Here is a 14444-nt window from a genome sequence, read left to right on the forward strand (position 1 = left end):
CATATGCATTCTATAAAACACAAAAACGGTGAACAGATGTTCACCGTTTTTTTATGTCTGTTAGACCATATTTTTCAGGCGATAAATCCATTCCAGTGCCTGGCGGGGTGACAGTGAATCGGGGTCGAGTGCTTCCAAGGCTTCAACGGCCGGTGGCGTCTCTTCATTAAGCAGTGTCAGTTGCGAGCCATCAATTTTGCTGGCTGCGGCGTTATTTGAGAGTGATTCCAGTTCTTTTAGTTTTTGCCGCGCCCGCTTAATGACATCCCGTGGAACACCAGCCAGTGCTGCGACCGCCAAACCATAACTTTTACTGGCCGCACCATCTTGCACGCTATGCATAAAGGCGATGGTTTCACCGTGTTCCATTGCATCCAGATGAACATTCACCACACCTTCCATTTTCTCCGGCAGGGTCGTTAGTTCGAAGTAGTGGGTGGCAAATAGTGTCATTGCCTTAATACGGCTGGCCAGATTTTCAGCACAGGCCCAAGCCAATGACAAGCCATCATAGGTTGAGGTGCCACGGCCAATTTCATCCATTAGCACCAGACTTTGTTCGGTGGCATTATGCAGAATATTGGCAGTTTCGGTCATTTCCACCATAAAGGTAGAGCGGCCGGATGCCAGGTCATCCGCTGCACCAACGCGGGTAAAGATGCGATCAACTGGGCCAATAGTGGCTTGATCCGCGGGAACGTAGCTGCCCATATGGGCCAGCAGCACGATCAATGCAGTTTGACGCATATAGGTACTTTTACCCCCCATATTAGGGCCGGTAATGATCAGCATTCGCCGCTGGGGTGATAACGTCAGCGGATTGGAAATAAAAGGCTCACTCAGAACTTGTTCCACCACCGGGTGGCGGCCACCGGTAATTTTGATGCCCGGTTTATCACTTAAGGTCGGGCAGGCATAGTTGAGTGTTTCAGCCCGTTCAGCCAGATTCGCCAGCACGTCCAGCTCGGCCAGTGCATTGGCACTGAGCTGCAATTCGGGCAAATGTGGTAGCAGAAGATCAAAAATCTCTTCGTATAAACCTTTTTCAATCGCCAGCGCTTTGCCTTTAGAGGTCAGAACCTTGTCTTCATACTCTTTCAGTTCCGGAATAATGTAGCGCTCGGCGTTTTTCAGTGTTTGTCGGCGCACGTAATGAATTGGCACCAGATGACTCTGGCCACGACTGACCTGAATGTAATAGCCGTGCACGCCATTAAAGCCCACCTTTAAGGTATCCAATCCCAGTTTCTCACGCTCACGGATCTCCAGCCGATCCAGATAATCAGTGGCTCCGTCGGCCAATGCCCGCCACTCATCCAGTTCAGTGTTGTAACCCGGAGCAATCACGCCACCATCGCGCACTAATACTGGCGGCGTTTCGACAATAGCCCGTTCTAGCAGGTCTTGTAGCTCATCGAATTGGCCCACCTGCGACAACAGGTTTTGCACATGGGGAACATTTACCGGTTGCAGTAAACGATGGATCTCCGGCAACTGTTGAAATGCATGACGCATTCTCGCCAAATCTCTCGGGCGTGCAGTGCGTAACGCCAGGCGTGCCAGGATACGTTCCAGATCACCGACTTGGCGCAAAGGTGTTTGCAGTTCGGCGGTAATCTCTTGCAAGCCACCAATGGCTTGCTGGCGATCTGTTAATACCTTGATGTCACGAACTGGCATATGTAACCAGCGTTTCAGCATACGGCTGCCCATTGCTGTTACGCTGCAATCAAGGATGGAAGCTAAGGTATTTTCAGTTCCGCCAGACAGGTTTTGCGTCAGTTCGAGGTTGCGGCGCGTGGCTGCGTCCATGATGATGCCGTCTTGCTGGCGCTCCATCGTTAAACCACGGATATGGGGCAACGAGGTGCGCTGGGTATCTTTGACATATTGCAGCAGGCAACCTGCGGCACGTAGCGCCAGATGGGCTTGCTCCACACCGAAACCAATTAAATCACGGGTAGCAAATTGCAGATTAAGCTGCTGTTTAGCGGTTTCCAGCTCAAATTCCCACAACGGGCGGCGGCGTAAGCCATGACGCTGCTCTATCAGCGACATTTGCTCAAAATTTTCGGGATAAAGTAACTCCGCGGGATGGGTGCGTTGCAGTTCGGCGGCCATAGTTTCAAGATCAGCCGGTTCTGTGACCCTAAAACGGCCTGAACTAATATCCAATGTTGCGTAACCGAATCCACGTCCATCCTGCCAAATTGCAGCCAGCAGATTATCCTGCCGCTCTTGCAATAAAGCTTCATCGCTGACTGTACCTGGTGTCACGATACGCACTACTTTGCGCTCAACCGGGCCTTTACTGGTCGCGGGATCACCGATTTGCTCGCAAATAGCCGCAGACTCACCCAACTGGACCAACTTTGACAGATAGTTTTCTATTGAATGGTAAGGAACACCCGCCATAGGAATTGGTTCTCCGGCGGAGGCACCCCGTTTAGTCAGCGAGATATCCAGTAACTGTGACGCGCGCTTGGCATCACTGTAAAATAGCTCATAAAAATCCCCCATCCGATAAAACAATAAGATATCAGGATGTTGGGCTTTGAGTCGCAGATACTGCTGCATCATTGGGGTGTGGGAGTCGAGTTTGTCGGTGTTATTCATGCGATATAGTTTCTAGTCCATTGAATTTAAAGTGCATTGTGATTTTTATTGTTATCGTTGGTCATCACATGATTTTACGGCTAACAAGAGAGGCAAGCTATTAAAAGTGCAACTATAATAGAGATAAAGGCCACTTCATTGTTACCCACCATCAAGTCTTTTTTCCAGCAAGTATACTAGCCCAGCGGTCATGAAACTGACATAGGTAAAAATTCGAGACATCTCGCAGAGTTTATTTGTATGTGGGGAAAAAACCATCAGTTAGGGAATGTTTTATGTTATTTCTAGCTCAAGAAACAAGCAATAAAGTATCAGTGTAATCGTCAGGCCAATGTCGAAAAGTACAATTTAAATAGGGGGGTTATCGTTGATTAAGGCAGAAATTTTAATTTATCAACTTCATCTCCAACATTGCGATATTAACAACGGATATGTGGTGCTTTGATTGGATTTTTATTCTTTTCTGATGGTGAAAAATAATCCATCTTAAACAGTCATATGTGACGAGGTTACCCATGCTTTATGTAGATATCCCCAGCCGTGAAGAATTTTTACTTTTATCTGATGCACGCGCAGACGCTTGCGTATCCATCTACATTGAAACATCGCCAAGGCATCAGGAACTGACCGCCAGTAAAATCCAGATGGGTAATTTCATCAAAGATGCATTACGGCAACTTCAAGCGATTGATTTTGATAAACGCCGTCTGGCTCAGATTGAAGTAGAGCTAAATTCTATCTTGGATGACGCCAGTTTTTGGGACATGCATGCCTACAGTTTAGCTATTTTTGCTAACCCGGACAGTATCCGAACCTATCGTTTAGCGAATGCTATTCCCAATCAGTTACATGTGAGTGACCGTTTCTATGTTAAGCCGCTATTGCGGGCGCTGACATTCCCTCATTCTGCCTATATTTTGGCTCTATCAGAGAATCAAGCGCGGGTTATAGAGTTTTTTGCGGATGTCCCCGCAGCAGAAATGGCTGTAGCAAACTTGCCAGCCAGTGTCTTGGATGCCGTGGGTAAAGCATCGCTAAATGTGCAGAAACACGGTGGTGTCGACGATAAAATTCGCTTGGCGCAATACACTCGTCAAATTGACCATGCGCTGCGCCCGATTTTTGTTCAGCGTGACTGCCCGTTGATTTTGGTGAGCACTGAACCATTGGCTTCTATTTATCGTTCGACGAATACATTACCCCATCTGGTTGATGAAACTTTATTTACCAACGCGGAGCATATCGGTATATCTGAATTAGTCACGATGGCGCGTCCATTCATGGAGCGGTACTATCAATCTCAGATAGCAGCGTTGAAGCCCCTGTTTGAAACTCGAGCAGGCCAAAGACGCGTAACAACTGATTTGTCTGATGCTGCACGATTGGCAACTCAGGGGGCAATAGATCTATTACTGGTGGATATGGATAGTGTTGTTGCAGGTATTGTTGATGAGCAAGGCTCGATCACCTTTACTGAACAAGATGATGCGCTAAGCTACGGTGTTATCGACGAAATAGCCCGACGTGCGCTGGCTACTGGTGCACAAGTGATGGCTGTTCGTCAGAATGATCTGCCTAAAGGCCAGCATCTAAATGCCATATTGCGTTACCCACTGTAGTAATCTCTTCTGGCAAAGTGGAAAACCGGGTGTCTTCCCCCGGTTTTTATCCTGTTAAGACGACCCGAACGTCGGGTTATCGGGGAATAATGCTTGAGCCGCTCGTAGCAAGCTATCGGCTTGAGCAACCTCATTCTGATAGCGGGCAATCATGATAAGGCTTTGATAAACGTTTGGATCGTTATGGTGCTGGATGTACTGTTTTGCCCATATCGTAAACTGCGCCAGTAAAGCTGGATCAGGCCGTTTGTTGAATTGTAATAGTAGATTGATATGGCGGATGTATTGATAGCGTTCCCACTGGATATAAGGATTTTTCAGGTTATCTAATGGCCGCATATCTACCAAGCCACTTCGCTCCGTTAGTGTCAGTACCCGCCCTGTTTGCCAGCCGGTTATCATAAATATCAATGTGAACAGCGCCGAGAAAACTACGCTACCATCGAGCCATCGTTGCCATAAAGCTGGCTTGGCTATCGTGGGGTGAATCATGGTTTCGGGAACCATCAATCGGCCCAATAAAATCAGCACTAACCAATGAGCTGCTGATTGATAAAGTGGGAGTTCGGTCATTAAATGTAAGGCGATAGGCAGAGTTAGCACCCAGAGAGGGAAGACTATTTTCGGTTGAATGAAAAGTGGTTTGATATAGCCAATAGCCAATACCAGCATTCCAATCAATGCCACTATGCCCCCCTCGACCCAACCATAGAGCAGTTCATTATGTGGATGGGAGGGGTAAATGAAGTGTTTGGTGACATGCCCAGCTTGTGCCAGTTCGCGAGCGAAAGCCGGTTCGAAACTGTCAAACCCCCAGCCTTGCCACGGATGCTGCTGTATCATCTGCCAGGTATAGACCAGTATTAACCCGCGTTGTTGGTTACTGGCTGCTTTCGATATCCAAACACTATCCACCATCTGATCCGACAGAGAGTACGCCGCCAGCAGGCTTAATAAACTGCATAGCCATAACCCTACCATCTGCCTCTGTCGCCAATAATAGAGCGACAACAATAGCAACGTGGTTACCCCACCAAGCCAGCCAATTCTGGAATGTAACAACATCAATAAGCCGGGGAAGACCAGCAGCGTGAGTGTACATAGGCCACGTACAATTCGATGAGAGGACACCATAAACAGGTAGATGGCAATTCCATACCCTGTGGCAATATAACTGGCTAACACATTGGTTTGCTGAAATATCCCGTAAGGACGTTCAGCTAGATCAAACTCCATCCAGTTATTGGATGTAAAAACGGTCCATTGCAGTAGCGCCAGAATGGTCTGGCTCCAGGCAGAGAGCAAAATCAGTAATAACCACCCTTGACGTACATTCGCATTCAGCTTGAGGCGAAACAGCCCCAGCAGCAGGACTATACCACCCCACAAGCCCAGTATTCGGGGTAGCCAACTGCTAACGTTTTCGAGGCTCTCAGGGTGTAAACCAGGAAGACTCATAAGCAGTACACCGGATAACAGCCAGCGGCCTCCTGGTGAGGTTATGATTTCCTTCATGTCGAAACGAGGTACATAGAGTGCTATGGCCAGTAGTGCCATCATGCCCCAGACGACAATATTAAGCGGAAGATGTAGCCCTGAACCTCCTGGATTGATTGTGTAGTGCATCATGGCAAGAAAGGTGAGAGATAAGACACCCAAAACAGCAAGATTAATACCTTGGGGTGAGAGTGCTGATCTTATGAATGCACGTATGGATGGTTTCATTTCTATCATCAGCTTTCTGGTTCAGACTGCATTCTTTTTTCTGTCGGTTGCGCAATAAACCAGCGTAAGGAGTTCATTACTTTGGTTTCTGACATTTCCACCCTGTTTTCATCGACCAGCTTCATTAATACCAACCTTGCCGTATAAATATCCAATTGTGCTTTATCGGCAAGTTCTCTGGTTTTAGGCCAATTGACCACAGGAGGGAGAGATTCAGTAAACTGCTCCTTTAATGCATTACACTTCTCTTCCAGAATTTCCATTATTTCTTCTTTACGCTGATTTCTGTATGCCATATTTTTATCCTTGTTGTAATGATGACTTGAGAATTTCTACTGCGGTGCTTATATTTGTCTGTTGGTGATATATTTAATTCCTATTTGCGAGTGGGATTATTCATACGACAAAATAGAATGGTCCTACATTTTTCTGGGCGTATTTCCTTTCTGTTTTAGATGTGTTGTTATATTTCCTCTTCATTAAGGTCTAATGCGACTATCTATATGATGTAAATGCTTTTGTTATTGCATGTAAACAAAAGGTTGTTGGTTTAATTAATAAATAGATTTTATTTTCATTCTGTTGGTAATCACCTACATATCAAAGGCTTTATCTTTTCTACTTCTATGTGTCAGCCATATTTAATTAAGATAAACCTTGCTCGTGATCGGGTATTTCCTAAGTTGTTGTAAGGTTTTGTATATTTCGTGATTTTAAGGTGTTTATGCTGTTTGTATTTCTACGGTAAGCACTTAATGTCGAGTATAATTTGCCATTGAAAATATGCAATCTTTAATTTTGAAAAAGCAAGTTTTAGCGATCTAATATGTCGACTTGCTCTTTTTCATAGTGATATATGTCGAGGGTATATGGTTTATCGATCAAAGTTATCGATACAATCGACTGGGGGGAATTAAATAAGTTAAACACTCTGAATTTTATCTGTTTGAATTAAATATCTATGAACTAAATGTTTATATTTGTATTATCTGCAACGAAAACTAAGAGTCATGTCGTTATTTAAATGAAAGTATGTGGTGTGGAACTCTTAGAGTTTCTACACCGCTACTTTATGGCTCCATGCGTTTCGACACTTTTTCTGCTGTATCTTCTAAGAAAAAGTTGTATTTAATTTTATTTTTAACTACGTCAATGCTGTATTTCCCTTGATTTTATTAAGGTAAGTCAGCATGCCAAATTTTAATTGTGTGCATAAAGGAATCACGTAATGAAACTGAATAAAACGATCTTGGCTGCGGGCTTGGTACTGGGTTTTGCTTCTGTGGCTCACGCTGCTGATCAGGGTCACGGTACTGTGACTTTTACCGGTTCTATCATTGACGCACCTTGCTCAATCACTCCTGATACCGTTGATCAGACTGTGAATTTGGGCCAGATCTCTAATGTTGCTTTGACAAATGGTGGTAAATCAACTCCGCGCAATTTCCTGATCAAACTGGAAAACTGCGATGTCACGACACTAGACACTGTAACCACTACATTCAGCGGTTCAGAATCAACAGCTGTCGCTGGCCTGTTGGGTATCACGGGTGTAGCTGAAGGCGCGGGTATTGCCATCACTGATGGTTCTGGTTCTGTAGTGACTTTGGGCCAGCCAACTGCTGGGCAAACTTTGGTTGGCCCTAACAATACACTGACTTTCTCCGCTTACCTGCAAGGCAGCACAGCTTCTAACGCAGTTAAGCCTGGTAACTTCTACAGCGTAGCTGACTTCACGCTGGCTTACCAATAAGCACCCCTTTTTTAATTGGACATGCGGAGCTTTCCGCATGTCTTTTCCTCTTGAAAAAGATACGTGTTGGATGAGCCAGGTGATTTATGTTCGGGTCATTTTTTCAAATAGTGCCTCCTTCCTTACTGATGGCCTTATTGGTGAGTTTATCGGTAATGGCAGCTCCCCTGAAAACAGAGTGGGGTCGCGTAAGTATGGAAGGAAGTATTACTGATACTGCCTGTGCAATTGATCCAGGCAGCCTCGAACAAACCATTGATATGTCGATATTGCCTATCGGCCAGTTAGTCGAAAACGGTGTGGGAAGTGAGCATCCGTTCGAGATTCGTTTGCTGGATTGCACGTTGGTTCATGCTGATCCTGCTAAATCTAATTTGCAGCATTTTTCCGTGACATTTGACGGTGCAGCGGACGGTAGTGACTTTGCTGTTTTCGGTGAGGCTGAAGGGGTTGCGTTACAAATTGTGGATGACAGGGGGAATATTGCTGCGCCTGGTGTGCAGTCGCCGGATATCAATATCATCCCTGGTGATATGACGCTCAATTATGCCCTGCGTTTAGTGGGCAATGGAAAAATGCTGCGTGCTGGTTCTTATCATTCCAGCGTCCGTTTCAAATTGGATTATTACTGATTTCAATAAGTAAGGTGATCTATCTCATGGTATCCGCTCCTTTCATCACCGACGGTTTTGTCCGTCGTGATTTGTTACGTATTTTGATTGCGACAGCGTTATGTGGCAATGCTCATGGGGCGGCGGCCAGTGATGATATTCAGTTTAATACCGATGTACTGGATACCAAGGATCGAGCCAATATCGATTTAAGTCAGTTTTCTCAACGTGGTTTTATTATGCCAGGCAGTTACAACCTGCTGGTATATATGAATAAACAAGAACTCAATGAGCAACAAGTGGTGTTTTATCCCGCCGAAAAAGATCCTAAGAAGAGTGATGCTTGTTTATCCCCAAAGTTGGTAGAGCTGCTGGCGTTGAAAGAAGAGAATCTCCATAAACTGACTTGGTGGCATAACGGTGAGTGTCTGAATATCGACAGCTTGCCCGGCATGACTGTGCGGGGTGATTTGGCCTCGTCGTCACTGTTTTTGGGGGTACCGCAAGCCTGGTTGGAATACAGTTCCGCCGATTGGGACCCGCCATCACGTTGGGAAGAAGGAATTTCTGGCGTACTGTTTGATTACAATATGTTAGGGCAGCTTAACCGTCAGGAAACAAATAATAGTAGCAATAATACCCTGAGTGGGAATGGTACGACGGGTGCCAATATCGGTGCCTGGCGATTGCGCGCGGACTGGCAGAGCCGAATCGCTCAAGTCTCTGGTTCGCCCACTGAGCGGCAGTGGGATTGGAGCCGTTATTACGCGTATCGGGCTATTCCAAATTTAGGTGCCAAGTTGACACTGGGGGAGGATTTTCTGAACTCGGGTATTTTTGACAGCTTTCGCTTTAGCGGTGCCAGCCTGGCAACCGATGACAATATGTTGCCACCGAATTTGCGGGGTTATGCGCCTGAAATTTCAGGGGTTGCGCGTACCAGCGCCAAAGTGGTTGTCAGTCAGCAAGGACGCGTATTAAGCGAAACATTGGTCGCCGCTGGCCCGTTTCGTATTCAAAATTTAAACAGTTTTGTCTCTGGCACACTGGATGTCCAGGTGGAGGAAGCTGATGGGCAGGTGCAGAAATTCCAGGTTAATACTGCCAGCATCCCTTATCTGACACGCCCTGGGATGGTGCGCTACAAGGTGGCCGCCGGTAAGCCTTCGGATATTGGCCATCATGCTGAAGGGCCATTATTTGCCACCGGTGAGTTCTCCTGGGGGATTAATAACGGCTGGTCATTGTATGGCGGTGCGATCAATGGTGAAAACGAATATCAGGCCGCTTCAATGGGGGTTGGCCGAGACTTGATGGCGCTGGGCGCGTTGTCAGTTGATATGACTCAATCGTGGGCCAATTTGCCCGATCAAGGCAATTTGAGTGGTGGCTCTTACCGCATCAACTATTCGAAAAACTTCCAGGAGAGTGGCAGTCAGGTGACGTTCGCCGGCTATCGTTTTTCCGAACGTAATTTTATGAGTATGACCGATTATCTCAATACGCGCTATCGCGGCGACCCCGTTGGTGGCAACAAAGAGATGTATACCATCAGCTTTAACCAGCAATTTCGCGATCTGGGCTTGAGCGCTTATTTGAACTATAGCCACCAGACCTATTGGGATCGTTCGGCTAATGATCGCTATAACCTGTCATTAGCTCGCTATTTTGATATCGGCAAATTCAAGAATGTCAGTGTGACGCTGTCGGCTTACCGTAACAGCTATAACGATAGCAATGATGACGGGGTCTATGTCTCGATGTCGATGCCATTCGGTGAGAGCGCCACTGTCAGTTACAGCGCAACCGTGAGCGGTAGCGAAACCACGCAACGCGTAGGTTATACCGATCGTTTGGATGCACATAATAGTTATCAGCTTAATACTGGTGTGGCGCGCAGTGGCGCGTTAGTGAGTGGTAACTTCAATCATGAAGGTAACAACGCCACCGTGAATGCGAATGCCAGTTATCAAGAAGGGCAGTACAACTCAGTAGGGGTTGGGGTGCAAGGCGGAGCCACCTTGACGGCGGAAGGTGGTGCACTTCATCGGGCAAATACCATCGGCGGTACCCGACTCATGCTTGATACCCAAGGTGTTGCCGATGTTCCGGTTCAGGGGTACGGCTCCACGGTGCGAACCAACAATTTCGGTAAGGCCGTGGTGAGTGATATCAACAGCTATTACCGCAATCGCGCCAGCATTGATGTCGATAATTTGGCTGACGATGTTGAGGTCGGCAACAGCTCGGTGGCACAACTGACATTGACCGAAGGCGCTATTGGCTATCGCCGTTTTGATGTGATTTCAGGTGAGAAAGCGATAGCTGTATTGCGGATGGCGGATGGCACGTCACCGCCGTTTGGCGCTACGGTATTAAACGAATCTCAGCAGGAAACTGGCATTGTGAACGACGATGGTTCGACCTACTTAAGTGGTATCAACGCGGGTGAGACTATGTCAGTAAATTGGAATGGACAGGCGCAGTGTCGCATCACTTTGCCGGAGACATTATCAGCGCAAGTGCTGACCAATCTGTTGCTACCTTGCCACCCGATTGCGGTGGGGGATAAGCCGCCTACGACTCAATAAAAACACAGTAAAAACATAAAGAAATAACCGAAAATCAGTGCTGCCCGGTTCTGACATGATTAATCGAAGGAAAAGGTAATGAAATTGAACAATAAATTGCGAGTCACTGCCATTTTAATCACGGCATTTATGGCACATGGCGCAATGGCTGCCATCGCACTAGACAGGACTCGGGTAATTCTTAACGGTGGTGATAAATCTATCAGCCTGAATATCAGTAATCAGAATAAGCAACTGCCTTATCTGGCTCAAGGGTGGATTGAAGATGAGCAGGGTAACAAAATTAATACACCGCTGACGGTAGTTCCGCCGGTGCAGCGTGTGGAAGCGGGCGCACTCAGCCAGTTAAAAGTGCAAACACTGCCCGCCGTCAGCCAGTTAGCGCAGGACAGGGAAACACTGTTCTATTTTAACTTGCGTGAAATTCCACCGCGCACAGATAAACCCAATACGTTGCAGATTGCGCTACAAACACGCATCAAACTTTTCTACCGGCCTGCATCCATCGTGCCGACCAAGAGCGAGATGTCGACGCCCTGGCAAGAAAAGTTGCAGCTAACCCGCCAGGGCGACCGTTATCAGGTTAATAACCCGACACCGTATTACATCACGTTGGTCGATTTTAGCGAGAGTAAAACCGGGAAAACTGCTGCGGGTTTTAAGCCATTGATGGTTCCACCGAAAGGGCAGAGCATGTTAGATGCCAGTGTTGGCGCGTTAGGCAGCAAACCGGTATTGACTTACGTCAACGATTTTGGCGGTCGTCCAAAACTGACATTTGCTTGCACTGGCAGCACCTGCTCAGTAGTTGAAAGCACCAAATAAGCGCTTATCACGGCGTAATTCCGATAGAGATAAAGCAGTAATATTTGGCTGAACGATGAATAAGGAATATGGGATGAGCTCTGTTAACCGATTGGGCACGATGATGATAGCGTTAATGACATTATCAAGCACCACGGCATGGGCATTGAACAAGACCGCAACGGTCAATGTTTCGGTGACTATTTTTGCCGCGCCGCCTTGCGTGATTAACAGTAATAGCACCATCAATGTCAATTTTGGCAACGATATCCTGACTTCACGGATTGACGGCACTCAATATATGCAGCCAGTGAATTATACCCTCGACTGTACAACGGCGGCATCCAACAGCCTGAAAATGAGTATTCAGGGTAATACCGCGACATTTGGTAACGGCATATTGAGAACCAGCACCCCAGGATTAGGTGTCCAGTTAATTCGGAACGGGCAGCCTTTAGCGCTCAATACTTCACTCAATTTCACTTATCCGACTATTCCGGTTTTGCAGGCGGTTCCGGTAAAACAGACCAATACCACGCTGGCGACGGGTGATTTTACCGCTTCAGCGACGATGCTTGTGGAGTATCAGTAATGATGAATGATCAATCCATATTGTGCGTTGCAGCTACGGTTGTTGTGATGCTGAGTAGCCCCTTGGCATACGCCGATAATATGCAATTCTCTGGTACATTAATTGATCCGCCGCCATGCGTTATTAACAGTGGCAGCACCATTGATGTGGCTTTCGGCGAAAATCTAGGGGTGAAAAAGATCGATGGCATCAACTATACCCAAAATGTGCCTTATCAAGTGACTTGCGATGCGTTAACCGCAGGCTTGGATCTTGGTCTTACGATAATCAGCGCATCAGTCACTACCTTTGATTCTGCGGCGATACAAACCAATATGCCGGATCTCGGTATTCGCTTGCTGAAGAATGGTATTCCGTTTGCCCTTAATACCCGTATTCCTTATGACAACAGCAACCCACCAATATTACAGGCGGTACCGGTTCAGGCTGTGGGGGCAACCTTGGGTGAGGGTGTTTTTGAGGCTACCGCGACATTATTAGTAGATTATCAATAGGATAAAATAATGACTAATGTATATCTGCTGATGCGCTATTGTCTTATTGTCTTGAGTATTTTGATACTGAACATCTGTTGGATATTACCGATATATGCCGCAGATAATATGCGTTTTCATGGCGCTCTGGTGGCAGAACCTTGCACTATTCGCCCAGGCGATGAAGCTATTGCTCTGGAGTTTGGCACGGTAATAGATAAATACCTCTATCTGAATCAGCGTACGTTAGGTAAACAGTTTCAAATACATCTGATTGATTGTGATATCAGTCAGGGTAATACCGTGAAAATCATTTTTTCCGGCAGTAATAATAGCTATTTACCAGGGCTGTTGGCGGTCAACGGTAATGATATGGGAATAGCGATTGGACTGGAAACGCTGGCCGGAATACTTTTACCTTTAGATCAAGAGAACGATGCTATCGTACTTAATTCTGGCGGCAATGTTATTACATTAAAAGCGTATGTTCAGGGTGAACCGGATGCTATCACCCAGCACACAATTAAGCGTGGCGGTTTTACAGCAATAGCAACTTTTACTCTGCAATATTATTGATTGGTGTTTCTTACTACGGTTTATTTCAAGACGAAAAATCCGTGGCTGAGATTTATTATCAACGGAAATTTAATTAATGAAACAACCTGATATGCAGTTAACTTATAGATATTTCTGGATAATAGCCTGTGTGCTGTTTTTACTCCCGCGATATGGCGAAGCCAGTGCCTGGGTATCGACACAAACACGTATTAGTGGCCAATATATTGGTACTTTCTCCTGGCCCAGCGAGGAAAATGGCAGCTCTCAACTTTGTACCGCAACCTCTTGCTCTGTGGCGATATGCCATTTTTCAAATAATCCGGATGAGCTTTGTGCCAACCCATCCTATGCCTTATCTCGTGTCATTGTTCCGCGTGGCGCAACGGCTCAGGATATGAGGGTTGCTTTCGTTGCCAAAAATGGCGTATCCGGCAGTTGGGCGACAATAACCACCAACCCCCTGCGGGCAGCGGGCACCTGCTTTGGCGTGATGTATTGGCAAGGGGCTAACGATATCAACTTCAGCGGCCAATCTATTCCTGGCTCTTACTGTGGCACGGTCCCTCCAACGCCAGAAACGTGTGATATCACCGGTGATGTCAACATTAGCTATGGTTCTCTTAATCAACAGAGTGTCAATGGCTCGCAAAAAAGCGCACCGTTGTATATAAACTGTACCGCCAATACCTTACTGAAATTAACGTTAGTGGGTAACACCAGTATCAACCTTGGGCAAAACGGTAACCTGACATCAACGCTGAAAGTGTCAGGGCAAGATTTGTCAAATGGGGTATCAGTGACCGCAGGGGTTGGAAATAATACTTTTATGATTGAGTCGACATTGCATACGGCAGGGCTACCTGACGCGGGGAGTTTTAATGGTAGTGGAGTGGTGATAATGTCTTATTTTTAAACCCCGATTGATATGTGTGCTTTATATTAGCGCATCATTATTAAGAATATAAATAGGATTTTACTCGGGTAATTATTTATATTCTTAGTATTTAATCTTAATTTCGCTATATGGCTATAGTGAAAATCTCCCGTGGGTTTAATTTACGTTGTGTTCAGTAAATAAATATTATTTATATTGTGTTTTATT

12 protein-coding genes are annotated in these 14444 nt (G+C 46.2%); 9 read left to right on the forward strand and 3 right to left on the reverse strand.

Annotated features, from left to right (window positions below):
• Positions 1-60: 60 nt before the first annotated feature.
• Positions 61-2616 carry a DNA mismatch repair protein MutS gene (gene mutS, locus AT01_RS16285; RefSeq protein ID WP_042547886.1) on the reverse strand — a complete coding sequence of 852 codons (2556 nt, stop codon included), beginning with the start codon at positions 2614-2616 and terminating at the stop codon, positions 61-63.
• Positions 2617-3131: 515 nt separating this feature from the next.
• On the opposite strand from mutS, the gene AT01_RS16290 reads away from it, so the two are divergent.
• Positions 3132-4235: a baeRF11 domain-containing protein gene (locus tag AT01_RS16290; protein ID WP_042547887.1), complete on the forward strand. Its 1104-nt coding sequence runs from the start codon at positions 3132-3134 to the stop codon at positions 4233-4235.
• Positions 4236-4289: 54 nt separating this feature from the next.
• On the opposite strand, the gene AT01_RS16295 is transcribed toward AT01_RS16290, so the two are convergent.
• Together AT01_RS16295 and AT01_RS16300 are read right to left on the reverse strand one after the other, a co-directional pair.
• A complete protein-coding gene (locus AT01_RS16295) occupies positions 4290-5864 on the reverse strand; it encodes a PglL family O-oligosaccharyltransferase (RefSeq protein WP_082039786.1) in 1575 nt (524 codons plus the stop codon).
• A 104-nt stretch (positions 5865-5968) separates the two neighbouring features.
• On the reverse strand, positions 5969-6256 hold the full coding sequence (locus AT01_RS16300; RefSeq protein WP_042547888.1) for a FaeA/PapI family transcriptional regulator: 288 nt from the start codon (positions 6254-6256) through the stop codon (positions 5969-5971).
• 932 nt (positions 6257-7188) lie between these two features.
• Here AT01_RS16300 and AT01_RS16305 point away from each other — a divergent pair.
• The 8 genes from AT01_RS16305 (at position 7189) to AT01_RS16340 (ending at position 14255) form a co-directional block, all read left to right on the forward strand.
• Entirely contained in the window at positions 7189-7713 is a 525-nt protein-coding gene (locus tag AT01_RS16305; protein WP_004701175.1) for a fimbrial protein, read from the forward strand.
• Between the two features lie 128 nt (positions 7714-7841).
• Positions 7842-8345 (forward strand): fimbrial protein, encoded by a 504-nt coding sequence (locus AT01_RS16310; RefSeq protein WP_042548674.1) that lies wholly within the window; start codon positions 7842-7844, stop codon positions 8343-8345.
• A 26-nt stretch (positions 8346-8371) separates the two neighbouring features.
• Positions 8372-10915, forward strand: coding sequence for an outer membrane usher protein (locus AT01_RS16315; protein WP_042547889.1), 2544 nt, complete (start codon positions 8372-8374; stop codon positions 10913-10915).
• Positions 10916-10993: 78 nt separating this feature from the next.
• On the forward strand, positions 10994-11740 hold the full coding sequence (locus AT01_RS16320; RefSeq protein WP_042547890.1) for a fimbria/pilus periplasmic chaperone: 747 nt from the start codon (positions 10994-10996) through the stop codon (positions 11738-11740).
• Between the two features lie 73 nt (positions 11741-11813).
• A complete protein-coding gene (locus AT01_RS16325; protein WP_235427166.1) occupies positions 11814-12311 on the forward strand; it encodes a fimbrial protein in 498 nt (165 codons plus the stop codon).
• A complete protein-coding gene (locus tag AT01_RS16330) occupies positions 12311-12805 on the forward strand; it encodes a fimbrial protein (protein WP_082039635.1) in 495 nt (164 codons plus the stop codon). Before AT01_RS16325 ends, AT01_RS16330 begins: the two co-directional genes overlap by 1 nt.
• 9 nt (positions 12806-12814) lie before the next feature.
• A complete protein-coding gene (locus tag AT01_RS16335; protein ID WP_042547892.1) occupies positions 12815-13360 on the forward strand; it encodes a fimbrial protein in 546 nt (181 codons plus the stop codon).
• 76 nt (positions 13361-13436) lie between these two features.
• Positions 13437-14255 carry an MrpH family fimbial adhesin gene (locus AT01_RS16340; RefSeq protein ID WP_042547893.1) on the forward strand — a complete coding sequence of 273 codons (819 nt, stop codon included), beginning with the start codon at positions 13437-13439 and terminating at the stop codon, positions 14253-14255.
• Positions 14256-14444: the final 189 nt, after the last annotated feature.

Origin of the sequence: Yersinia aldovae 670-83, from assembly GCF_000834395.1 — a bacterium.
GTDB lineage: Bacteria > Pseudomonadota > Gammaproteobacteria > Enterobacterales > Enterobacteriaceae > Yersinia > Yersinia aldovae.